We start from the raw sequence: 22052 nt of genomic DNA, 5'->3' as shown, positions 1-22052 counted from the left end.
ACCGCCGCGACCTTCGGCACCGTCGCATCCGCCGGATCAGGCCGGACGGCCTTGGCGCACAACGCCCGCACCTTCCCCGGCGTGTCCGCACCCTCCAACGTGGTCAAATCCACCATCGAGACGGCCAGGTCGATCGCCTCGGCCTTCGCCGACGTCTTGATCGACCGGGTCGCCAGCCGCGCCGCCCGCTCCTCCGCCCCGACCTGGTCCACGGCGGGCAGGCCGTGCAGGAACGCGCGCAGCTCCCGTTCGTCGGCCCTCTCCAGAGCCGTCATCGTGTCAGGCACGGGCACCCCTGTTCTCCAGGATCCGGTTGAGGATGAGCGCCGCCACCACGATCAGGCCGGTCACCACCATCTGGAAGAACGAGCTCAGCCCGACGAGGTTGAACAGGTTCTTCACCACCGACAGCAGCAGGACCGCCACGAACGTGCCGAAGACGTTGCCGCGTCCGCCGAACAGGTTGGTCCCGCCGAGGACGACGGCGGCGATGGCGTCCAGTTCCAGGCCGTTGAAGGCGGTCGGCTGGCCGATGGTCAGCCGCGAGGTGAGCAGGACGCCCGCGAACGCGGCGAGCAGGCCGGAGATCGCGAAGACCGCGACGGTCACCGCCCGCACGGGCAGGCCGGACAGCCGGGCGGCCTCCCGGTTGCTGCCGACCGCGTAGATGTACTCGCCGAACGTCGTCCCGCGCAGCATCAGCCAGGCGAGGACGGTGATCGCGATGAAGATCAGGCCGACGATCGGGACGCGGCCGATGAACCCGCCGCCGAGGAGCTGGAAGCCCTCGGGCTGGTCGCCGCCGGCCGGCGTGCCGCCGGTCAGCAGGTACGTCAGCCCCCGGATGCTGGTGAGGCCGGCGAGGGTCGTCATGAAGCTGGGCAGCGACAGGTACGCCGACAGCCCGCCCATCACGGCGCCGGCGGCGGCGCCGGCCGCGAGCGACACCAGGACGGCGAGCACGGGCGGCCAGCCGTCCGACATCAGCACGGCCACCGTCATCCCGGCGAACGCGGCGGTGCTGCCGACCGACAGGTCGATGCCCGCGGTGAGGATGACCATCGTCATGCCGAGCGCGACGATGCCGGTGAGGCTCGACTGCTGCAGCAGGTTGGCGATGTTGCGGGTGGTCAGGAACTCCGGTGCCAGGATCGACGCGACGACGCACAGCAGCAGGAAGACGACGAGCAGGTTCCCGTTGCGCAGCAGGGCGAGGCCGTGGCGCCGGGGCACGATGCCGGCCAGGGCCGGCCGGGCCTTGGAGGCGGTTTGGCTCATGGGGTGGCTCCAGTGATGACGGTGTGGGCGATGTCGGCCTCCGCGGTGGTGCGGGGGTCGAACCGCGCGATGTTGCGGCCCTCGTGCAGCACCCAGATGCCGTCGGCGTGGGCGGTGAGCTCGGCGAGCTCGCTGCTGGCGAGCAGGACGGCGACGCCGTCGTCGGCGAGCCGCCGGACCTGCCGGTAGAGGTCGGCCTTGGCGCCGATGTCGAGGCCGCGGGTGGGCTCGTCCAGCAGCAGCACCCGCATGCCCCGGGTGATCCACTTGGCGAGGACGACCTTCTGCTGGTTGCCGCCCGACAGCTCGCCGACGGGCTGGTCGGCGGAGGCGTGCTTGACGCCGAGGCCGGCGAGGACGGGCGCGGTCGCGCGGCGTCCGCGGGAGCGCGGCGCCAGCGGGCGCAGCGCGCTGATGGCGGCGTTGCGGGACACGCCGAGGCCGAGGAACAGGCCCTGCTCCTTGCGGCTCTCGGGGACCAGCGCGAGACCGTTGCGGACGGCGGTGCGGGGGCCGGCGACCGGCAGCGGATCGCCGTCCAGGCGGGCGCGGACGTCGGCGCGGGCGACCCCGAACAGGGCGTTGAGCAGGGTGGTCCGCCCTGCGCCGGCGAGGCCCGCGAGTCCGACGATCTCGCCGGGGCGGACCTCGATGCCGGAGACGTCGAGGATGCCGCCGACCCGCGCCCGCTCGACGACCAGCCGCGGCTCCCCCGACGGCGCGGGGCGGTCCACGCGGCGGACCAGGTCGCGGGAGCCGCCGATCATCGCCGCGACGAGCTCGTCGTGGGTGGTGGCGGCGAGGTCGAACACGCCGACGTCGCGCCCGTCGCGCATGACGGTGGCGCGGTCGCCGATCTCCGACACCTCGTCCAGCCGGTGCGAGATGTAGATGATGGCGCGGCCCTCGGCGGCGAGGCCGCGGATGACCTCGAACACCGCCTCCAGGTCCCGTTCGCCCAGCGTCGCGGACGGCTCGTCCATGACGATGACCTTCGCGTCCATCGTCAGCGCCCGGGCGATCGCGGTGAGCTGCTGCGCCGCGATCGGCAGGTCGCCCACCCGGTCGGCGGGCGAGAACGTCCCGCCGACGCGGCGGATCACCTCGGCCGCCGCGGCGGCGCGCGCCTGCCGGCGGACGAACGGCCCGCGCGCGGGCGCGCGTCCGAGGAACAGGTTCTGCGCGACGGTCAGGTCCGGCGCGAGGTCGAGTTCCTGGTAGATGACGCTGATCCCGGCGGCGATGCCGTCCTGCGGGCTCGTGGCGCGCAGCGGCCTGCCGGACAGCAGGATCTCGCCGTCGTCGGGCCGGTAGGAGCCGGCGAGGATCTTCATCAGCGTGCTCTTGCCGGCGCCGTTCTCGCCGAGCAGGCAGTGGACCTCGCCCGCGCGGACCGACAGGTTCGCGCCGTCGCAGGCGAGCGTGCCGGGGAAGCGCTTGACGATCCCCTTCATCTCCAGGAGCGGCGGCTCCGGGCGCGGCGAGTCGCTCACGCGGCCTCCTCCAGCAGGTGGGCGGCGGTGACGTCGTCGGTCACCAGGACGTTGCAGATCCCGCCGGCGACGACGGCGCGGCACACGCGGTGCTTGCGCTCGCCCGCGACGACGGCGATCGACCACGCCCCCGCGCGCAGGTCGTCGATCGTGATGCCGATCGTCCTGCGGTCGAGCTCGTCCCAGACGATCCGTCCGGCGCCGTCGATGAACCGGCCGACGACGTCGCCGACGCCGCCGGACGCGGCGAGCGCGTCGATGTCGGCGGAGCTCAGGTAGCCGGACTCGACGAGGACGGAGTCGTGCGACAGCGCGCCGGGGCTGAACAGGAACGCGCCGCACTGCCTGGCCAGGTCGAGGACGCCGCCCACCGACCGCTCGCCTTCCAGCGCGGCGCGCGTCGAGTCCTGCTCGACGATCGCGGGCGCCGACAGCAGCGTGACGGTGCCGCCGCCGTGGTGCGCGAGCCGGCTCGCCATGTCGGACGCCGAGGTGGGGCGGCGCGACCGGCTGAGCCCGCCGTTCACCTGGACGATCTGGACGCCGCGCGTCCAGCCGGGCGCGATGTGCGCGGCGACGGCGTCCAGCGTGCGGCCCCACGACACGCCGAGGCTGCGCGGTGCCGGGGTCAGGTCGGCGAGGTAGCGGGCGGCGGCGCCCGCGACCCGGTCGCGCGTCTCGACCTCGCCGGCGGCGGCGTCGACCGGGACCACGACGGCGTCGCGCAGCCCGTAGCGCTCCTTGAGCTCGCGTTCCCGCACGTGGAGCCGGTGCCGGGGGTGGACGATCTCGATCCGGACGATCCCGGCGGTGCGGGCCTCGGCGAGGAGCCGCCCGACCTTCCAGCGGGTCAGGTGCAGTTTCCGGCCGATCTGCTCCTGGGTCTGGTCGCCCTCGTAGTACATCTCGGCGACGCGCAGCAGCAGCGTCTCGTAGTCGGGGTCCTCCGGGTTCATCCGGTCTCCTCGCGGGGGCGGCTGAGCAGGTGCGACACCTCGCGGGTGGCGGCGGTGGCCTGCCGGTACAGGTCGTAGCCGGCCTCGTAGGCGCCGCCGTGCACGTCCCGTCCCTCCGGCTCGACGAGGGTGGTGGCGGGCGCGAACGCTTCGGCGGCCTGGGCCAGCCCGCTGTGCGCGCCGGTGGCGGTCGCGGCGAGCACCGCGCAGGCCCGCAACGTGAGGTTGTCGCCGGCGTCGGCGGCCCCGCCGGGGCGGCCGACGAGCAGCAGCGGGCGGCCGAGCACGTCCGCCATGGTCTTCAGCCAGAGCGGGTTGTGCCGGACGCCGCCGGACACGTAGATGTCCTTCACCGGGACTCCCGCGGTGAGGAACGACTCCAGCACCTGCCGCGTCCCGTACGCGACGCTCTCCACCGCGGCCCGGTAGAGCTGCGCGGGGGTGGTGCCGAGCGTCAGGCCGAGGACCGCGCCGCGCAACCCCGGGTCGCGGAGCGGCGTGCGGTTGCCCATGAAGTGGTCCAGGACGACCAGCCCGTGCTCCCCCGGCCGGACCTGCTCGGCCTCGGCGCAGAGCCGGGGCAGCTCCGCACGCTTCACGCCGAGCAGGTCCTCGCTCGTCCAGCGCAGGACCGACCCCGCCGACACCTGCCCGCCCTCCACGAGCCAGTGCCCGGGACGCAGCGCGTCCGGGTACGGGCCCCAGATGGCGGGGGTGAACACGGGGGCGTCGACCTCGGCGACGAACGCGTTGGACGTCCCGCAGACGATCGACAGCCGGCCCGGCTCCAGCCCGCCGGTGGCCAGCAGCGACAGGTGCGCGTCGATGCCGCCGACCGCGACGGTCGGCCGGCCGCGCAGCCCCAGCTCGGCGCGGGTCGCCGCCGTGACCTCGCCCGCCGCCGCACCGACCCGGAGGACGTCGGCCGGGAGCTTCGCGGCCAGGTCCGGGACGCCGAGCAGCGCGTACAGGTCGTGCGGGTGCCCGCCGCCGCGCGGGTCGTGGTTGTACTTGCAGCAGGCGTTCATCTGCGACGCCGTCCACCTGCCGGTGAGCCGCCAGGTGAGGTAGTCGACGGCCTCGACGATGCGGGCGGCGCTCCGGTAGACGCCGGGTTCGTGCCGGGCCAGCCACATCGCCTTGGGCACCAGCCACTCGACGGCGTCGGAGCCGCCCGCGTACTTCAGCACGTCGTGTCCGGTCGCGGCGGTCGCCTCCGACTCGGCGGCGGCGCGGGCGTCCATCCACAGGATCGCCGGACGCAGCGGCCGGCCCGCGTCGTCGAGGACGACGACGGTGGAGGCGGTGGTCGCGACGGCGACCCCCGCGATCTCCGGCTCCCCGGCCCCGGCGAGCGCGGCGCGGGTCGCCGCCGCGACGGCGCGCCACCAGTCCCCGGGGTCCTGCTCGGCCCACCCGGGCCGCGGGTACCGGGTGGGGTAGGTGTCGTGGCCGGTGCCGAGGACCGCGCCGTCGTCGGCGAACACCGCGACGCGCGCGCCCTCGGTGCCGAGGTCGATCGACAGCAGCGCGGTCACGGCCGCTCCCCCGGCCGGAAGAGCACCTTCGAGCTGAAAATGGAACGTTCCCCCAGCTGCTTCATGAGCTGCGGCAGCGCGTCCAGCCCCGGCTCGTGCGTGATCATGAACTTCCAGCGCAGCGCGCCGGACGCGAACGCCTCCGCCGCCGCCCGCCACTCGTCGCCGGGGAACGGGGCCGAGAACGAGTTCCAGGCGCCGTGCAGGCTGACCTCCCGGCGCAGGAAGTCGTTGAAGGTCCCCTTGGCGAACTCGACCGGCGCGTGCGGGATGCCGATGAACACCGCCTCGCCGTGCCGGGCGCACAGCGCCGCCGCCATGTCGGCGGTCACCGGGGTGCCGGCCGACTCGATCACCACGTCGTACCCGTCCCCCGCCAGGTCGCGGGCCTCCTCGCCGCTGGTGGTGGTGTGCGTGGCGCCGGCCTCCGACGCCTGCGCGAGCTTGCGCTCGTTCAGGTCGACGGCGAGCACGTCCGACGCGCCCGCCAGCCGCGCCCACTGGACGGCGAACAGCCCGATCGGCCCGGCACCGAGCACCGCGACCCGGTGCCCGACGCCCAGCCGGGTCCGCCAGATCGCGTGCAGGGCGATCGACGCCGGGTCGAGCATCGCCGCGGCCGCGGCGGGCACCTGCTCCGGCACCGGGAACAGGTTCCGCGCCGGGACGGTGACGTACTCGGCGTAGGCGCCGTCGCGGCGGCTGCCGAAGTAGTCGTAGTCCAGGCAGAGGCTGAACCGGCCGCGCTGGCACTCCGCGCAGGCGAAGCAGGGGATCAGCGGCGGAACCGCGACCAGGTCCCCGTCGGAGAACCCGCGCACCTCGCGCCCCGCCTCGACGACCCGTCCGGCGAACTCGTGTCCGCAGATGATGGGCATGCGGTGCGCCCCGGCGCTCAGCATGCGGGCGATGTCCGAACCGCACACCCCGCAGGCGTCGACGCGGACCAGCGCCTCTCCCGGACCGGGCTCGGGCTTCGCCACCTCCTCCACGCGGATGTCACCGGGCGAGTGCAGGACGGCCGCGAGCATTTTCTCAGGCACTGTGTTCCCTTCTTGCGTGTCTCAGGGCTCAGGAGGCGGACCGCGCGGGCGCGAACACGCTGGAGCCGCTGTACTTCGCCGCGTTGGCCGGGTCGATCAGGGCCGTCCCCGCGTCGACGTACGGCGCGACCTTCTCGCCGTGCCCGACCTTCACCGCGGTCTGCACCGCCTGCGCCGCCTCGCTGATCGGGTCGTTGAGGGCGGTGGCGACGAACTGGCCCTGCGGGATGAGCTTCACCGCCTCCATGAGGCCGTCCACGCCCGCCACCTTCACGTCGGTCCGCTTGCTCTCCCGCAGCACCTGCAGGGCGCCGAGCGCCATGTCGTCGTTCTGCGCGTACACGGCCTTGACGTCGGGGTTCGCCTGCAGCAGGTCCTGCATGGCGCTGACCGCCTTGGACCGGATGTAGTCGCAGTACGGGCCCTTGACGATCTTGATCTTCGGGTTGCCCTGGACGCCCTGGGCGAAGCCGTTCCCGCGGTCCCGGGCGACCGCGCCGCCGGCGTCGCCCTGGATCTCGATGACCTTGCCGCCGGCCGGGCCGAGCGCCTGCGCGAGCCGCTGCCCCACCAGCTTGCCCATCTGCACGTTGTCGCGCCCGACGTGCGACGCCGCCCCCTCCGGCACCGGCCGGTCCAGGGTGATGACGGGGATCTTCGCGGCCTTGGCCGCCGCCAGCCCCGCCGCGGCGCCCTTCGGGTCCACGGGGTTGACCAGCAGGACGTCCACGCCCCGCGTGATCAGGTCCTGGATGTCGTTGTTCTGCTTGGTGACGTCGCCGTTGGCGTCCGCGAACAGCAGCTTGGCCCCCGCCTTGGCCGCCGCCTGCTGCGCACCGTCCTTCAGCTGGACGTAGAACGGCGACTGCTGGGTGACCTCGCTGAACCCGATCGTCAGCTGGCCGCCGTCACCGCCCTTGTGCTCCGAACCACCGCTCGGCCCGGTCGACACCGAGCACGCCGACGCCACCGTGACCACCGTCGCGAGCGCCCCTGCCAGGAACGTTCTTCGCATCTTGCCCTCCCGGGTTGTGCTGGGGGTCACACCGTAAGAACCCCGTTCACGCGGGCGCAACATTTGCGTAGCATTTTGCTCATCTGAGCACCATGTCGGACGGCACCCGGTACCCGCCCATCTGACCTGCGAAGACGCTCCCGCCTCCCGGATCGGCGTCTCCGCGCGGCGGATCGGGCGTCCGGCCCCGCCGGCCGTGCCGCATCGGCGATGCTGGTCCCGATGGTCGGGAGGTGGGCCGTGGGCGTGAAGCGCGACGACGTGGTCCGGGACGGCGGGGCGGCGGTCCCCGAGGGCGGCGGCGAGGAGTTCGCGGCATTGGTCCGCCGGCACGAGCGCGAACTGCGGGTGCACTGCTACCGGATGCTCGGTTCGATCGAAGAGGCCGAGGACGTCGTGCAAGAGACGTTCCTGCGCGCCTGGAAGAACCTGGACCGGTTCGAGGGCCGCTCCACCGTCCGGGCGTGGCTGTACCGGATCGCGACCAACGCCTGCCTGGACGTGCTGGGCGGGCGGGCCAGGCGGGTGCTGCCGCACGACCTGGCGCCGCCGGCGGACCCGGAGACCTCCGGCCTGCCGCCCCGCGGCGAGGTGCCCTGGCTGCAGCCGATCCCGGACCGGCTGCTGGACGCGGCCGAGCCGGACGCCGTGGTGGTCGGCCGCGAGACGATCGAGCTGGCGTTCCTGGCCGCGATCCAGCACCTTCCGGCGCGGCAGCGGGCGGCGCTGATCCTGCGCGACGTGCTCGGCTTCCCCGCCCGGTCGGCCGCCGACGTGCTGGAGACGAGCGTCGCCTCGGTCAACAGCGCGTTGCAGCGGGCCCGGGCGACGATGCGCGACCGCCTGCCGCCCCAACGCCTGAACTGGACGGCCCGGCCGGAGCTCGACGCGGAGGAACGCGAGGTCCTGCGCCGGTACATGGACGCGGTCGACCGCGCCGACCCGGCGGCGATGGCGGACCTGCTGGCCGCGGAAGTCCGCGCGATGATGCCGCCGTACCCGGCGTGGTTCCAAGGGCGCGAGGCGGTACTGGCCACGCTGGCCACCAGCTGGGACCCCGGCTCCCCCCACTACGTGGGCGCGCTGAAGGCGGTGCCGGTCGGATCGAACCGGCAGCCGGCCGCCGCGCTGTACGTCCGGCCGCCGGGCCGGTCCGACCACCGGCCCTTCGCTCTCGGCGTCCTGACCGTCGAGGGCGACCGGATCACCGAGATGGTGGCCTTCCACGAGCCCCGCCTGTTCCCGCTGTTCGGCCTGGACGACCGGCCGCCGGCGGGGCACCGATGAGCTTCCGCGTGTTCCGCCGTCTCAACGGGAAGACCGGAGCACACGGAGGTTGACCATGGCAAAGCTGCTCTACTCCGCCACGATGTCGCTGGACGGGTTCATCGCCGGCCCCGGCGGCGACATGTCGTGGGCGGCGCCCCACTTCGGCCCGAACCCGATCGTGGACGACCTGATCGGCGGCATCGGCGCGCTGCTGGTCGGCGCCCGCACCTTCGGCGGCGACGACCCCTACCGCGGCGACGCCGAACGGGAGGGCAAGCCGTTCGGCGGCGGCTGGACCGGGCCGCAGTTCGTCCTCACCCACCGCCCGCCGGACGTCGCGATCCCGGACGTCACGTTCGTCGGCGACCTCGGCCGGGCCGTCGCCGCCGCGCGAGAGGCCGCGGGCGGCGGGTACGTCAACGTCCTCGGCGCCGAGACGGCCCGGCAGTGCCTGGAGGCCGGCGAGCTCGACGAGGTACTGGCCATCGTCGCGCCCGTCCTGCTCGGCGACGGCGTCCGCCTGTTCGACCATCCGGGCGGGACGGACGTCCGGCTCGAGCAGCTCGACGTCACGCACACCCCGAAGGCCGCGAACCTCTGGTACCGCGTCCTCAAATGACCGAAGCGCCCGGCGCCCGGCAGCCGCCCCGGGCGCCGGGCGCTCACTGCTGCGCTCAGTGCCGGTGTTGAAGAAGGCGTTGGCAAATCGGCCACCTTGAAATCTTCGTGGGGGGCGCCGACCGGTGCACCGATCACATCGGCATCTCCGGGGGCTTCTCGTCGCCGTACACCATCCGGCGCAGCGCGTCCGCCTCGCGGCGGCGTCGACCGGCCTGCCCGTCCCGCTCCACCACGACACTGAGCGCGGTGACCATCGCGGCCAGCATCAGGCTGAACACCGCACCTATCACCAGCGACTCACCGCGCCACGCCTGGCCAGCGACGCAGGCACCGGCCATCATCACCGCCCAGGCGATGACCACCTTGGCGATCCATCGAGGGGTAGGGCGCATTGCTCCAGCCTCGGGTGTGGACGGCCACAACGCAATGCGTGCCCCGGGCGGATCTCATCAGAGAACCATTGCGGCCGGTCACGAGGCTGCCCTTATGGCAATAGTGGCCGCGCGGCGCGTTCGAGCACGCGTCGTCGGTCAGCCGGCCGCGGCGGGCAGCGCGCCGAGCTTGCTCTCCCAGCCGGCGCGGTGGCCGTCCAGGTGGACGGCCGGCAGGCCGCGGTGGGTGAGCACGACCATCGTCCCGTCGCCGTCGGGGGTCAGCACGACCTCGACGGTCGATCCCCCGGGCGGCAGCGCGTCGTCGCCGGGGACTCCCCAGGTGAACACGGCGCGGTGGGGCGGGTCGACGGTGACGTAGGCGCCGCGGACGAGGCTCTCGCCCATGTCGAGCGCGAACACGCCGCCCGGCCGGGGGTCGAGGTCCGCCCGGTCGCCGATCCACGTGACGATGAGCGCGGGGTCGGTGAAGTAGGGGAACACGACCTCGGGCGGCGCCTCGATGCGCTCGGCGGCGAGGACGGCTCCGTCGCGGATCTCGGCGGTCACTGCGGCCCCTTCGGTGGACGCGGGTGGGCTGTCTCGACGGCCCTCTTCAGGCGGCCGAGGGCGTCCGGCCAGAACTCCGAGAGCAGGTCGCGGACCGGCTCCAGTGCCTCGCGGCGCAGCGCGTACAGGCGGCGGGTCCCCTCGCGGCGCTCGGCGAGCAGCCCGGCCTGCTTGAGCACGCCGATGTGCTGGCTGACCGCCTGCTGGGTGAGGGGGAAGGACGCCGCGATCTGGCCCGCGGCCAGCTCGGTGTGCTGGACGAGGCGCAGGATCCGCCGCCGGTGGGGGTCGGCGAGCGCCCGCAGCACCGCGTCGGGCGCCGCGGGCACCGCCTGCTTCCGCTCGGACATCGGGCCAGGATCTCACGTCCCGAACGGGGTGCCGGTGCCGGTCTCGGCGAGGGTCTCGATGCTCGCCATGAAGTGCCTCCAGGCGTCGGCGCAGGCGTCCCAGCAGTCGAGCCGCGGGGTCAGGCCGACGTGCCGGAAGCGCAGCTCGGTGCCGCCGCCGGCGGGGACGATGTCGAACTCCATCCTCGTGCCGAGCCACTCCTCGGTGTGGCCGGTGGGCACCGTCCCGTCCGGCGCGATCGACTCCCAGACCACACGGTCGGGTCCGGCCTCGAGGACGCGCACCGCGTTGGCGCCGTACTCGCCGAAGGCGGTGACGAGGGTGCCGCCGACCGCCCCGTCACCCTCGGTCGGCCCCCACCAGCGGCTGACGCCGGCGGCGGACGTGAACAGCGCCGCCACGGCGGCGGGCGTGACGGGCAGGTTCAGGGCCGCGGTGTAGTCCGCGTCCCGCGTGCTGGTGATACCGGTCATCGCGATCCCCTCTCGCCTTGTACAAGCATTCTCTTGTACAAGCAGATGCTTGTAAAGCTAGGCGGAGCCCGGCCGCTTGTCAACGCTCGACGGCAGGGCGCTCGGCACCCGCACGGCGTACCGGGAATCGGTCTCGCTCAGGCCGGGAGCGCCTCGCAGATCCGCAGGACGCGATCCAGGCCGGTTCGCCTCAGCACCGTGGCGACCCTTCTATGGGGCCGGAGCAGCGCCAGCTCACCACCCGCCGCGCGCAGTCGCTTCCACAGCCGGATGAACGCGTTGATCCCTGACGAGTCGCAGAAGCTCACGCGCGACAGGTCCAGCGCCAGGCGCGGCGCCCCGCCCATCGCGATCGCCGTCTCCGCCTGCTCCACCACCGCCGGGACGGTGGCGATGTCCAGTTCTCCCTGCAACTCGATCACCAACCACGAATCCGCGGCCGCCACGTCCACCCGCATCCTCGGACCGAGCGGCCGCGTGCTCGGTATCGCGGTCATGCCGCCACCTCCTGCCTCGCTTCACCACTTCCGGGATGGTTAGACCTACCAACAAACGGGGCGTCCATTCATGCGCGGGCAAAGAATCCGCGAGCCGCGGCCGCGACGGTGATCTGTGCCTCAGTTTCGGCCCGCAGCCGGCTGCTCGTTCCCGTGCATCCGGTCTTCGTCGGCCCGAAAGGCTCGTTTCAAGCAGGCCGATCGCGGCACCTGGGGATGGTTCACGCGGGACGGTGCACCGATGGTCCTCAAACGGCCGCGGCCGCCCGCCCCCTGGAGAAGGGAGCTCGGGCGGCCGGCGACTTCATGCTCGGGCAGGTGACCGCCCGCTATCGGACGTTGTAGCCCTGGGAGTTCCAGAACCGGCCCGGGTTCGGATTGTCCAGGTGCGGGTCGCCGACGCTCTTGGCCGCGTGCGTCCGGCTGCCGAGACGCATCTCGACGTGGGTGTGCGCGGTCGAACGGCTCGACACCCCGTTCCACGACTCGTCGGCGATGACCTGCCCGCGGCCGACCGTCTGGCCCACGCGCAGGGACGACCGCGGAGCCGAGTGCAGGTAGATCACCGTCTTCCGCAGCGAGGCGTTGTAGATGGAGATCGTGGACAGCCCCGACCTGCCGGTGTGGCCGCGGGCGATGTAGATGATCTTTCCGCCGACCAGGGCGTGCACGTCCGACCCGACGCCGCGGGCGATGTCGATGCCCTCGTGCCGGCCGCGGGTGGTGGTGTAGCCGTCGAACCCGCAGGTGATCCGGCCGCCTCGGGCCTGGTACAGCGCGTACGACATGTTCGCGCGCACCAGCGAGGCCGGCGCCGCGGGGGTGGCGGGAGCGGTGCGCGCCAGGGCGGCCGGCGCCGGGCCGCCCAGGGCCGCGACCAACGGGACCGCCCCCAGAGAGATGATTCCCACCCCGGTGCGCTTCCTGGTATTTCTGCCCATCATTTCCCCTTCCCTCCGAATTAGACCCCTAGCCGGGGCCCGACTCGACTGTGCAGACCTGCAACCCACACAGGTATCAGGGAAATCACTGAACATGCAGCGGCAATCATAATTCTGGAAAGACATTCCGGACAGTGCACGCATCCAATGTGGTGCGATACGGATACGTTGCGACCGGCAAATCACCTTAAGGAGAAGACCTGTTCTCTTATTTCACGATGATGCCGTTGAAACAGTGATTGCGTGCCGTGGGCCGGTCGGGCACCGATGCCCTGTCAGCCCTCCTTCGCGGTGCGGCCGAGACGGAGGGCCGAGAGCAGGAAGAAGATGCCGCCGGGAATGGCGTAGCCGGCCGCGTTGGTGAGCGTCGGGTCGTCGGCGGAGGCACCGATGATGAACGAGCCGCCGGCGAGCACGGAGATGGCGCCGCTGATGATCATCGGCCACTGGCCGCCCATCTCGCGGCGGGTCACGCCCACGATCAGCTGGACGAGCCCGGCCACGACGGCCCAGGCGCCCCAGACCCGCAGGACCGCCGGGATGCCGGACGCGCACGCGGCGGCGACGCCGGCGGCGGTGAGCAGGCTGACCGCGATGTTCACGTACAGCAGCACGGGCGAACCGGCGCCGCGCGACGTGCGGGCGTCGATGACGGCGGCGGCCACGTCGAACAGCGGGTACAGCACGAGCAGGGTGACCGCGAGCGGCCCCAGGTCCGAAGCGGTCGCGAACATCACGAGGGCCCAGACGACGGCGAATCCGAAGCGGGCGAAGTACAGCCGCCGCAGGGTGTAGGCGGTACCGGCGATGCTCTTCGAGGCGATGGCGGTCACGGTGGTCCTCTCAACGGTGGTCAGGCGTGGGGAGCGCGTTCAGCCGGTGGGCGGCGGCAGGCCGCCTCAGGTAGAACGAACGTTCTGTCTTGCTCACCATCGCAACTCGGCCGGGACCCTGTCAAGACCGAACGTTCTACTCGCTACGATGTCCCCATGGGGCGAGAATCCGGAGGCAGGCCCTCCGAAGCGCGCGACCGCCTGCTGGGCACGGCGACGAGGCTCTTCTACACGGAGGGGATCCACTCGGTCGGGATCGACCGGATCGTCGCGGAGGCTCAGGTGACGCGGGCCACCCTCTACCGGCACTTCCCCGGCAAGGAAGACCTCATCCTCGCCTATCTGGACGAGGTGGACCGGGCCATGCGCGCCCAGGTGGACGATGCCGTCGCCCGCGGGCTACCGGCGGCCGACACCGTCCGGGCCATCGGCGAGTCCATCGCGCAGGGCATCCGGTCCACCGATTTCCGGGGATGCGCCTTCCTGAACGCCGCCGCCGAATACCCCGACCCCGATCACCCCGTCCACAAGGCCGTGATCGCCCACCGGCAATGGTTCCTGGACACCGTGACCGAATTGCTGGCGCGCATCCGGAAGACGCCCGCAGAACTCGCCGCACGGCATTTCGTGATGATGCGCGACGGCGCCATGGCCTCCGGCTGCCTCTTCGACCCCGCGCTGGTCTCGGAAACCTTCCTGCGCGGGGTCGATGGCCTGTTGGAGGCCCATGCAGCACCCGACCGCCGGGGGCCGGCGCCGGCCTGAACATCCGATGCGCCGAGCTCGGTTCTCGGCCTCGTTCTCGGCGGCCTCAGGCCGCTCGGGTCACTGGACGCCGGCGTCCTTGCATTTGGCCGCATAGGCGCCCTTGCACAGATCCGCGGCCTTGACGAAACCGTCCGCGACGACCTGCTTGACGTTGTCCTTGAAGATCCCGATCGGGATGAGCAGCACCGAGGGCACGTCCCGCTTGCCCTGCGGGTCGTTCACCGTGGCGCTGGTCTCGCCCTTCTGGCCTTTCAGCAGCGAGATGGCGAGTTTGGAGGCGGCGTCGGCCTCCTGCTTGACGGGCTTGTAGACGGTCATGCACTGGGTGCCGTCCAGGATGTTCTGCAGTCCCTGGAGGGTGGCGTCCTGCCCGGTGACGGCGACCTTGCCGCCCTCCTGGTTCTTCTTCGCCACCGCGATCGCGGCGTTGCCGAGGTTGTCGTTGGCGGCCAGCACGCCGTCGATCTTGCCGTGCTGCTCGGTCCAGATCTGCTCGAAGATGGTCGCCGCCTTCTCCGGCTTCCAGTCGGGGACCGCCTGTTCCGCCACCTTCTTGTAGCTGGAGACCTTGTCCAGAATGTTGTGCGCGCCCTGGGCGAAAAGGGTGGCGTTGTTGTCGGTGGGCGAGCCGTCCAGGTAGGCGATGTTGGCCGGCTTGTCGCCCAGGCACTTCTGCAGGCCCTTGCCCAGCTCCTCGCCGACACGGACGTTATCGAAGGAGACGTAGTAGTCCGACACGCCGCCGAGCGTCAGCCGGTCGTAGTCGATCGTCTTGACGCCCTGCGACCGGGCCTTGCGCTGCACGGCCGCCGCGGAGTTCGAGTCGAGCCCCGTCACCAGCAGCACGCTGACCCCGCTCGTGATCATCTGGTCGGCGATCGTCTGGAACCGCTGGGTCGAGCCCTCGGCGTTCTGGATGTCGTACTTGACGCCCGCCGCCTTGAACGCCTGCTCGAGGTACGGCCGGTCGAAACTCTCCCACCGGGTGGACGAGGTGGTGTCGGGCAGGATCACGCCGACCTTGCCCTTCACCGTCCCGGACCCCGAACCGCCCTTCGAATCGTCGTCCGAACCGTTCCCGCACGCGGACAGGGTGAGCGACGCGGCCGCCGCCAGGGCGGTCAGGCCGACGGTCCCTCTGCGGAGGAGTGTCCGTCTCACGAGCAGCCTCGATGTGTTCTCGCGCACGCCAACTCCAAAGGGGGGTGGAGCCCCGGCCTCCATGCGGCCGTCGGCTTTGCTGAACTGTAGGAACGCGGGTTAATCAGCGTCAAGAACAAATAAGGCCGGAAATGGCCATAGTTAATACAGAGTGCGGATAAACCTCTAGGGTCGTCACCGTGGACGACGCTCCCGGATCCCTCACCTCGTTGCGCTCGCGCAACCGGCTGCTGGTCATCGACGCCGTCCGGCGGCACGGCCGGATCAGCAGGGTCGGCATCGCCCGGGCGACCGGCCTGTCCCGGACCACCGTCTCCGGCCTCGTCACCGCGCTCCTCGCCGAGGGCGTGCTGACCGAGTCGGCCGACGGGGCGGCCCCGTCGACGGCCCGGGGAGGCCGGCCCGCGACCCCGCTCACGCTCAACCCCGAGGGCGGCGGGCTGCTCGGCGTGCACCTGCGCCACACCGACGTCCGCGTGCTGCTGGCCGACCTGTCCGGCGGCGTCCTGGGCGAGCACCACCGCGAGCTCGACGTCGACCACCGTCCGGACGAGGCCCTGGAGTTCATCGCCGACACCGCCCTCGACCTGGTCGCGACCGTGGGACGGGACGCCGGGCGCATCTTCGGCATGGGCGTCGCGGTATCGGCGCCCGTCCAGTCGCGCTCGCACACGCTGAGCCTGCCGTCCATGCTGTCCGGCTGGACCGACGCCGACATCGCGGCGCATCTGAACCGGCGCATCGGCCTGCCGGTGCACGTGGGCAACGACGCCAACCTGGGCGCCCTCGCCGAATGGACCTTCGGCGCCGGACGCGGCGTGGACGACCTGATCTACATCATGCTGTCGGACGGTGTGGGCGCGGGGCTGATCCTGGACGGCCGCTCCTACCAGGGCGCCACCGGAACGGCGGGCGAACTCGGCCACATCGCCGTGGTGGACGGCGGGTACGTCTGCCGCTGCGGGAACCGCGGCTGCCTGGAGACCGCCGTGGGCGCGCAGGCGCTCACCGCCGCCTTCTCCCGCACGCGGGGGCCGGACACCACCATCACCGACGTGGTCGCCCTGCTCGCGGCCGACGATCCGGGGGCACGGCGGGTGGTCACCGACGCCGGCCGCATGGTCGGCCAAGCGCTCGCGGGCATCTGCGCGATGCTCGAACCGCGGATGGTCGTCGTCGGCGGGCAGGTCGCCGCGCTCGGCCGCCCCCTGCTCGACGGGATCCGCGAAGTGCTGGGCGACCGCCTCCCCCCGGCGATCAACCAGGGCATCACCGTCACCGGAAGCGTTCTCGGCGACCGCGCGGAGGTGCTCGGGGCGATCGTCCTCGCGACCCGCCAGACGTCCGCCCGGCTGCTGGCGCCGCATTTCGACCGAACGCCCCCGGAGGCCGAGAGCGCGCCCGGCCGGGAGCCGCCGACGGCGTGAGCCGATGTCGGCACGGTTCGATGTCGGTGCGCATCGCACGGGCATGACGGCGGCCAGGCCAGCGAGGAGTGAGGGGGACTCGCCGGCCTGGCCGATGCGCTGACGCTGAGCGAGACTCTCTTCCTCTTGCCGTTTCCTCCTTTCCGCTGATCGGTGCCGTGATGCGGAGCGCGCCCCCGATCGTGCGGGTCCGCCGTCGAGTGCGTCATGGCCGGGCCGTCGCGGGAACCGGCCTCCAGGTTGCGGCGGGGCCGCCGATACGGGGCGGGCTTGGAAGCGGCGGAGGTGAGCGCTGGCGCCTGATCCCTCTGCGGGAGGTGGTCGGGTCCCTGTCCGAGAGGCGGTCAGGGGACGTCGGCACGAGATATCGCCACGGTCGCCCGGTGGGCGGAGTCTCCGGAGGAGCGGGCGGCCCGGGCCAGGCGGGTGGCGCACCGTAGCTCGCCGCGACCAGCGCGTCGAACTCGTCGCGCAGCCACTGCTCGTCGGCGTAGACCAACTCCGCGAACTCGCGGACGTCCTGCCGCGGCGTCCGCGTCCGGGCCATGCCCTGCATCTCGATCACTCCCCGGAACCTCTACGAGCGTCACCAGGCCAACGACCGATACAACTTCTCTTTACCCACGGCTGGAGGAAGATGTCAAGCAGGGTCCGGGAACGGCCTTGACGGCCCCTGAAACGCCGGCGACCGGCCGTGCCGGACCGGCCGACGAAGCGTCGTACGGCTCGGGCTCCCCACCAGCGAAGCGTCTAGGTGACCTAGGTGAACAGCTGAGCCGCAGGTGGCGGCGACCGTGCGGGAAGGCCGGATGCTCAAGTCGATGTTTGACGATCCCAGCAGCATGGTACTTACAATTTCAGTTGTAGGGTTCCTCTCGGTGAGGGACAGGGTGTCCCGGGTCCGGTGGGCCTGGGGATCTTCGGAGGTGAGCGAGGATGCTGCTGACGTCGATCGATCCTTTCGTGCAGGAGTTCGAGCGTCAGGAGGAGTTCGGCGACAACGAGCGGGTGTTCGTCCGCGAGCGCACCATGGGCGCCTTCGCGAGGATCGGCTGTCACCGGTACGGCATCGCACCGGATGCGCTGCCCGGCCACGCCGGGTCGGGCGGCGCACACGGTTGAACTTCCATTGGCCGGGCATATCCACAACCCCTTTAGTCGCCCCGGACCTTTGAACGCCCCTTGGCCACCGCCTACTCCGGTGGCCTGCGCATGTACAGGAGATGACAGCTTGTCCACTCTCGCCGAACAGGTCGGAGACGTTCCCGCCTTCGGATACGGACGCTGGCAGGAGCCATTGCGGACAAGGCGCGACCGCGACGCCGAGACCATTCGGACGGTCCTCCGCAAGGCCGGACGCCCCGAGTTCCGCCACCCCGGCGACGGGTTCTTCGTCGACGGCGGCCGCGACGGCGAACCCTTCCTGGTCGCCTGCGCCTCCCGTGCCCGCCGCCGCACGCTCAGCCCCTTCGCCGAGCTCGCCGCCTACACCACCGCTCTCACCGCCGCGGGAATGCTCGTCGAGCCCCAGACCGGCCCCGACGCCAGCCCGTTGGTCCTGCAGGTGCAATTCCCCGAGACCTGATCAAGAGATCGTACGAGGCCGCCGTTCGGCGAGACGTTCTTGAAAACGCAGTCGGCGCACATTCACGCCAATAGGAGCGCGGATTTCGCACCAGGCGGACGCGTTCAGCGGAAGACGCCGGTGTGGCCGAGGGAGTAGCGACCCGGCTGGGGATACACGCACAGGCCGTGGGGTCCGTCGCCGACGCGGACGCGGCGGATCAGCCGGCCGGTGGAGGTGGAGATCGCATAGACCTCGGAGTTGTAGCGGCCCGACAGCCACAGCACCTTTCCGTCCGCCGAGACACCGCCCATGTCCGGTGAGCCGCCGCCGGGCAGCCGCCAGCGGCGCACGACCCGGCCGGTCTTGAACGAGATGAGCGAGATGGTGCCCTCGCCGCGGTTGGTGACGTAGAGGGTCGTGGAGTCGCGGCTCACGTACAGGCCGTGCGCGCCCTTGCCGGTGGGGATGAAGCCGGTCTTGCGGAAGGTCGCGGCGTCGATCGTCCAGACGCCGTTGGTGGACATGTCGGCGATGTAGAAGGTCTTGCCGTCCGGGGACGTCTTCACGTCCTGCGGCATCGCGTGGTCCGCCAGTTTGACGACGCCCGTGACCTGCTGCCTGCGGGTGTCGAGGCGCAGGACGTCGCCGGAGAACTCGCAGGCGGTGAGGAAGAAGTCCCCCGCCGCCGAGAAGTCGGCGTGGTTGGGGCCGGTGCACGGCACGTTCACGCGTTTGCGCACCTGCATCGTGTGGGCGTCCCGGAAGTCGATGCGCTGGAGCCGCTCCGCCATGATGATCGCGAAGCGGCCGTCCGGGGTGAAGTACATGTTGTAGGGGTCGTCGACCTGGACGGGCTTGCCGGGCGTTCCGGTGCGCGGGTCGATCGGGACGAGGTCGTTGGAGTCGTTGTCGTTGACCCACAGCGTCTTGAGGTCCCAGGAGGGGACGACGTGCTGCGGCCTGCGGCCGACCTTGAACCGTCCGATCCGCTTGAACGTCTTCTGGTCCAGCACGATCACGTCGCCGCCCTCGGAGTCGGGGACGTACACCCGCGCCGGCAGGTCGCGGACCGCCGGGCCGAGCAGGCCGGGCCGGTCGTGCTCGTACAGGTCCACCGGCGATTTCAGCACCTTGGCGACGGCGTTCCCGGGCGCCTGTTCGCGCGCGCCGCCGGCGGGGCCCTCAGAGGAGCACGCCGCGGCCAGCACCCCCGCGGCGGCCACGATCACCCATCGGCGCCTCATGTGCCCACCAACTCCGAAACGGTGACGGGACGCAGCCCGCGCCCCCGCAGGCCGTCCAGGATCGACGGGAGCGCTTCGACCGTCCCCGCATGCCCCAGGTGCATGCTCACCACCGAGCCGCCGCGCACCCCGCCGAGCACTCGGCGGGTGATGGCCGACGCGCCGGGATCGGTGAAGTCCAGCGAGTCCACGTCCCAGGACAGGCAGCCGCGATATCCCAGCGCCGCCGCCTGAGCCCGCACCCGCGGCGACGCGTGCTGCGCCTGCGACGGCCGGAACCAGGCGCCCGCCGTTCCGGTCAGCTTCCGCAGCCGCTCGGCGCACTGGGCGATCTCGGCGTACGAGGCCGCTGCGGGCATCGCGTCGATGTCGCGATGGTTCTGCGTGTGGTTGCCCAGCTCATGGCCGCCGTCCAGGAACGCCCGCGCCATGCGCGGCTCCTCGTCCAGCCAGCTCCCGACCGCCATGACCGTGATGGACGCCCCCGCCGCGTTCACCTCCCGGAGGAGCCGCCGCGCCAGCGCCGGGTCGCCGGACCCGTGGAACGTCAAGGCCACGGCACGGGCGGTCCGCGCACCGTGCACGACCTCCTCCGCCCGCGACCGGACGGGCCGCGCCGCGGCGGAGGCGCCCTCGGAACCGCCGGTACCGCGTCTCGTGGCCGTGCCGCGCGGGGACGAACCCGCGCCGCACGCGGCGCAGAGGCCCGCGCCGGCCAGCCCGGCGACACCCGCCAACACGGTACGTCTCTGAATTGTCACGATCTGTAGCATAGGTTCGGCCGCACCGCGCCAAGGTCAACCTTCCCGGCGAGATCCGGCAAGAGTTGGCGAAATCCCCCACCCTCGCCACGCCTCGGCGGCCGGCGCGGTCACCAGTCGATCCCGGCCGCCACCGGCCGGTGGTCGCTGCCGGTGGCGGGCAGGACCCGCGAGTTCTCCGGTTTCATGCCTCTGACCAGGATCTGGTCGATCCGCACCATCGGGAACTCCGCCGGCCAGCTGAAGCCGAAGCCGTCCCCGGCCACGTCCTGGACCGAGCGCATCTGCGAGGTGATGCCGTCGAAGGCGCGGTCGTCCGTGGTGCCGTTCAGGTCGCCGAGCAGCACCACCCGCCGGTTCGGCTCGGCGGCGATGGCCCTGCCGAGCGCCTGCGCGTTCCTGTCCCGCGAGACCGTCCAGAAGCCCGCCCTCGGATTCACGCGCGCGGACCCCAGGTGGGCGACGTAGACCGCCAGCGGCCCGTGGTCCGTGGCCACCGTGGCGCGCAGCGCCCGGTTGTAGGCCAGCTTGACGTCGGCCGGCTTGGTGGCCGCCAGGGGGCCGTAGTCCGTCTCGATCTCGACCGGCCGGACGTCGGACAGCGGCAGCTTGCTCCACAGCCCGACCGTGCCCTGCGCCGTGTGGTACGGGTACGCCTTCGCCAGCTCCTTCTCGTAGACCCCTTTGGCTTGCGGGGTCAGCTCTTCCAGCGCCAGCAGGTTCGCTCCGGCGGCGGCCAGGTCGCGGGCGGTGCCGGCGGGGTCGGGGTTGTCGGCGCCGACGTTCTGGCTGGCCACGGTGAGGTCGCCGCCCGGGTGGGACTTGTCGGCGAGCAGCCCGCCGAAGAGGCCCAGCCACACCGCGACCGGCACCAGCAGCGCGACCGTCGCGGACGCAGAGCGGCGCCACAGCGCCAGAGCCAGCAGCACCGGGACGAACAGGCCGAGCCACGGCAGGATCGTCTCCACCAGGCTCCCGAGGTTCCCGATCCGGTTCGGGATCTCCGCGTGCAGCAGCATGACCAGGCCGAGCAGCAGCGCCAGCGCCGCGAGGACCGGACCGCGCCTCCACGGCTCCGGCCGGGAGGCGCGGCGGGCCGCCCGGCGGACGCCGTCACGCCAGGTACCGGCGCCGCGGTCAGGGGCGCCGCCCAGGTCGGTCTCCGCCACGTCCGCCTGCGCCATCGTCCGTCCTCGTTCGCTGTCGGTCACTGCTTCATCCTCGGGTCATGGGTGGGGTCGGCGCGTACATCCGGGGAGCCACGATCGATCGCGCTGGTGCGCAGCTCGTAGTGCCAGGGTTCATTGCGATAGATCCGGCACAGCCCGTACTCGGCGCCGTTCCGGGAGAGCCACGTCGTCGCGTCGGAGGGAGCGCCGGCCGCTGTTGACGTAGAACGTCACGCCGTCGTGCGCGGCGTCCGGCGCGGCCCGGCGCGGGTTCGAGGTCATGCCGCCAGTCAACGCAGGCCGGTGTTGCCGCCGCGTATGCGGTTTTCGATACGCCGACGATACGCGGCGGTTCGTAGCATCGAGGGCATGCGCGTGCTGATCGTCGAGGACGAGCCCTACATGGCGGAAGCCGTCCGCGATGGCCTTCGCCTGGAAGCGATCGCGGCCGACATCGCCGGGGACGGCGACACCGCTCTGGGGCTGCTGGGGATCAACGCCTACGACATCGCCGTCCTCGACCGCAGGCGGGCCTGCAGCAGGCCCCCGGTGCGGGAGATCGCCGGCCTGCGGCTGGACCCGTTCCGCCGCGAGGTCTACCGGGACGGCCGCCACGTCTCGCTGACCAGGAAGCAGTTCGCCGTGCTCGACGTCCTCGTCGCCGCAATCATCGCCACCGTGCCGGGCGCCGGCCACCGCATCGACG

The 22052-nt window shown here is 72.1% G+C and carries 23 protein-coding genes and 2 pseudogenes; 7 read left to right on the top strand and 18 right to left on the bottom strand.

Annotated elements, in window-relative coordinates:
* From amrb99_RS28070 to amrb99_RS28040, 7 genes and pseudogenes are all read right to left on the bottom strand, one after another.
* Nucleotides 1-275: pseudogene (locus amrb99_RS28070) on the bottom strand (deoxyribose-phosphate aldolase); the annotation flags it as partial.
* A gap of 4 nt (nt 276-279) precedes the next feature.
* Nucleotides 280-1278, bottom strand: a complete 999-nt coding sequence (locus amrb99_RS28065) for an ABC transporter permease (RefSeq protein ID WP_190861540.1) — start codon at nt 1276-1278, stop codon at nt 280-282.
* Nucleotides 1275-2771: a sugar ABC transporter ATP-binding protein gene (locus amrb99_RS28060; protein ID WP_206700142.1), complete on the bottom strand. Its 1497-nt coding sequence runs from the start codon at nt 2769-2771 to the stop codon at nt 1275-1277. The genes amrb99_RS28065 and amrb99_RS28060 overlap by 4 nt, the downstream gene beginning before the upstream one ends.
* Nucleotides 2768-3727 (bottom strand): sugar-binding domain-containing protein, encoded by a 960-nt coding sequence (locus amrb99_RS28055; RefSeq protein ID WP_190861538.1) that lies wholly within the window; start codon nt 3725-3727, stop codon nt 2768-2770. Before amrb99_RS28055 ends, amrb99_RS28060 begins: the two co-directional genes overlap by 4 nt.
* Entirely contained in the window at nt 3724-5265 is a 1542-nt protein-coding gene (locus amrb99_RS28050) for an FGGY-family carbohydrate kinase (RefSeq protein ID WP_190861536.1), read from the bottom strand. Before amrb99_RS28050 ends, amrb99_RS28055 begins: the two co-directional genes overlap by 4 nt.
* The gene (locus amrb99_RS28045) at nt 5262-6308 is read right to left on the bottom strand and encodes a galactitol-1-phosphate 5-dehydrogenase (protein WP_206700141.1); all 1047 of its coding nucleotides are present in this window, start codon (nt 6306-6308) and stop codon (nt 5262-5264) included. Before amrb99_RS28045 ends, amrb99_RS28050 begins: the two co-directional genes overlap by 4 nt.
* Nucleotides 6309-6336: 28 nt before the next feature.
* Nucleotides 6337-7323, bottom strand: a complete 987-nt coding sequence (locus tag amrb99_RS28040) for a substrate-binding domain-containing protein (RefSeq protein WP_190861534.1) — start codon at nt 7321-7323, stop codon at nt 6337-6339.
* 222 nt (nt 7324-7545) lie between these two features.
* On the opposite strand from amrb99_RS28040, the gene amrb99_RS28035 reads away from it, so the two are divergent.
* Complete coding sequence (locus amrb99_RS28035; RefSeq protein ID WP_190861532.1) at nt 7546-8610, top strand: sigma-70 family RNA polymerase sigma factor; 1065 nt, start codon at nt 7546-7548, stop codon at nt 8608-8610.
* Between the two features lie 55 nt (nt 8611-8665).
* Nucleotides 8666-9211 carry a dihydrofolate reductase family protein gene (locus amrb99_RS28030; protein ID WP_190861529.1) on the top strand — a complete coding sequence of 182 codons (546 nt, stop codon included), beginning with the start codon at nt 8666-8668 and terminating at the stop codon, nt 9209-9211.
* A 133-nt stretch (nt 9212-9344) separates the two neighbouring features.
* Here the strand turns inward: amrb99_RS28030 and amrb99_RS28025 are convergent, their stop codons facing one another.
* The 7 genes from amrb99_RS28025 to amrb99_RS27995 form a co-directional block, all read right to left on the bottom strand.
* Nucleotides 9345-9605: a hypothetical protein gene (locus tag amrb99_RS28025; RefSeq protein WP_190861527.1), complete on the bottom strand. Its 261-nt coding sequence runs from the start codon at nt 9603-9605 to the stop codon at nt 9345-9347.
* A 138-nt stretch (nt 9606-9743) separates the two neighbouring features.
* A complete protein-coding gene (locus amrb99_RS28020; protein WP_190861525.1) occupies nt 9744-10154 on the bottom strand; it encodes an SRPBCC family protein in 411 nt (136 codons plus the stop codon).
* Nucleotides 10151-10504 (bottom strand): metalloregulator ArsR/SmtB family transcription factor, encoded by a 354-nt coding sequence (locus amrb99_RS28015; RefSeq protein ID WP_190861523.1) that lies wholly within the window; start codon nt 10502-10504, stop codon nt 10151-10153. The genes amrb99_RS28020 and amrb99_RS28015 overlap by 4 nt, the downstream gene beginning before the upstream one ends.
* Nucleotides 10505-10516: 12 nt before the next feature.
* A complete protein-coding gene (locus amrb99_RS28010; RefSeq protein WP_190861521.1) occupies nt 10517-10978 on the bottom strand; it encodes an SRPBCC domain-containing protein in 462 nt (153 codons plus the stop codon).
* Between the two features lie 137 nt (nt 10979-11115).
* Nucleotides 11116-11475: an STAS domain-containing protein gene (locus tag amrb99_RS28005; protein WP_190861519.1), complete on the bottom strand. Its 360-nt coding sequence runs from the start codon at nt 11473-11475 to the stop codon at nt 11116-11118.
* A 329-nt stretch (nt 11476-11804) separates the two neighbouring features.
* Complete coding sequence (locus amrb99_RS28000) at nt 11805-12386, bottom strand: M23 family metallopeptidase (protein ID WP_206700140.1); 582 nt, start codon at nt 12384-12386, stop codon at nt 11805-11807.
* Between the two features lie 305 nt (nt 12387-12691).
* Nucleotides 12692-13249: a hypothetical protein gene (locus amrb99_RS27995; RefSeq protein WP_190861515.1), complete on the bottom strand. Its 558-nt coding sequence runs from the start codon at nt 13247-13249 to the stop codon at nt 12692-12694.
* 156 nt (nt 13250-13405) lie between these two features.
* Here amrb99_RS27995 and amrb99_RS27990 point away from each other — a divergent pair, with 156 nt between their 5' ends.
* Nucleotides 13406-14014, top strand: a complete 609-nt coding sequence (locus tag amrb99_RS27990; protein ID WP_190861512.1) for a TetR/AcrR family transcriptional regulator — start codon at nt 13406-13408, stop codon at nt 14012-14014.
* A 60-nt stretch (nt 14015-14074) separates the two neighbouring features.
* Here amrb99_RS27990 and amrb99_RS27985 read toward each other — a convergent pair whose 3' ends face one another.
* A complete protein-coding gene (locus amrb99_RS27985) occupies nt 14075-15178 on the bottom strand; it encodes a sugar ABC transporter substrate-binding protein (RefSeq protein ID WP_347256891.1) in 1104 nt (367 codons plus the stop codon).
* Nucleotides 15179-15357: 179 nt separating this feature from the next.
* Here amrb99_RS27985 and amrb99_RS27980 point away from each other — a divergent pair, with 179 nt between their 5' ends.
* From amrb99_RS27980 to amrb99_RS27970, 3 genes are all read left to right on the top strand, one after another.
* Entirely contained in the window at nt 15358-16605 is a 1248-nt protein-coding gene (locus amrb99_RS27980) for an ROK family transcriptional regulator (protein WP_190861508.1), read from the top strand.
* A gap of 936 nt (nt 16606-17541) precedes the next feature.
* Complete coding sequence (locus amrb99_RS27975; protein ID WP_190861506.1) at nt 17542-17727, top strand: hypothetical protein; 186 nt, start codon at nt 17542-17544, stop codon at nt 17725-17727.
* 175 nt (nt 17728-17902) lie between these two features.
* A complete protein-coding gene (locus amrb99_RS27970) occupies nt 17903-18190 on the top strand; it encodes a hypothetical protein (RefSeq protein ID WP_190861504.1) in 288 nt (95 codons plus the stop codon).
* Nucleotides 18191-18294: 104 nt separating this feature from the next.
* Here the strand turns inward: amrb99_RS27970 and amrb99_RS27965 are convergent, their stop codons facing one another.
* From amrb99_RS27965 to amrb99_RS27955, 3 genes are all read right to left on the bottom strand, one after another.
* Nucleotides 18295-19416, bottom strand: coding sequence for a YncE family protein (locus amrb99_RS27965; RefSeq protein ID WP_190861501.1), 1122 nt, complete (start codon nt 19414-19416; stop codon nt 18295-18297).
* Nucleotides 19413-20177, bottom strand: coding sequence for a polysaccharide deacetylase family protein (locus tag amrb99_RS27960; RefSeq protein WP_206700139.1), 765 nt, complete (start codon nt 20175-20177; stop codon nt 19413-19415). Before amrb99_RS27960 ends, amrb99_RS27965 begins: the two co-directional genes overlap by 4 nt.
* A 110-nt stretch (nt 20178-20287) precedes the next feature.
* Nucleotides 20288-21388 (bottom strand): endonuclease/exonuclease/phosphatase family protein, encoded by a 1101-nt coding sequence (locus amrb99_RS27955; protein ID WP_347256890.1) that lies wholly within the window; start codon nt 21386-21388, stop codon nt 20288-20290.
* Between the two features lie 327 nt (nt 21389-21715).
* Here amrb99_RS27955 and amrb99_RS27950 point away from each other — a divergent pair.
* Nucleotides 21716-22012, top strand: a pseudogene (locus amrb99_RS27950) (response regulator transcription factor); the annotation flags it as partial.
* Nucleotides 22013-22052: the final 40 nt, after the last annotated feature.

Source organism: Actinomadura sp. RB99 (genome assembly GCF_014706005.1).
Classification (GTDB): Bacteria; Actinomycetota; Actinomycetes; order Streptosporangiales; family Streptosporangiaceae; genus Spirillospora.
The sequence above is the reverse complement of the archived record's forward strand: the minus strand, read 5'-3'. Positions and strand labels throughout refer to the sequence as shown.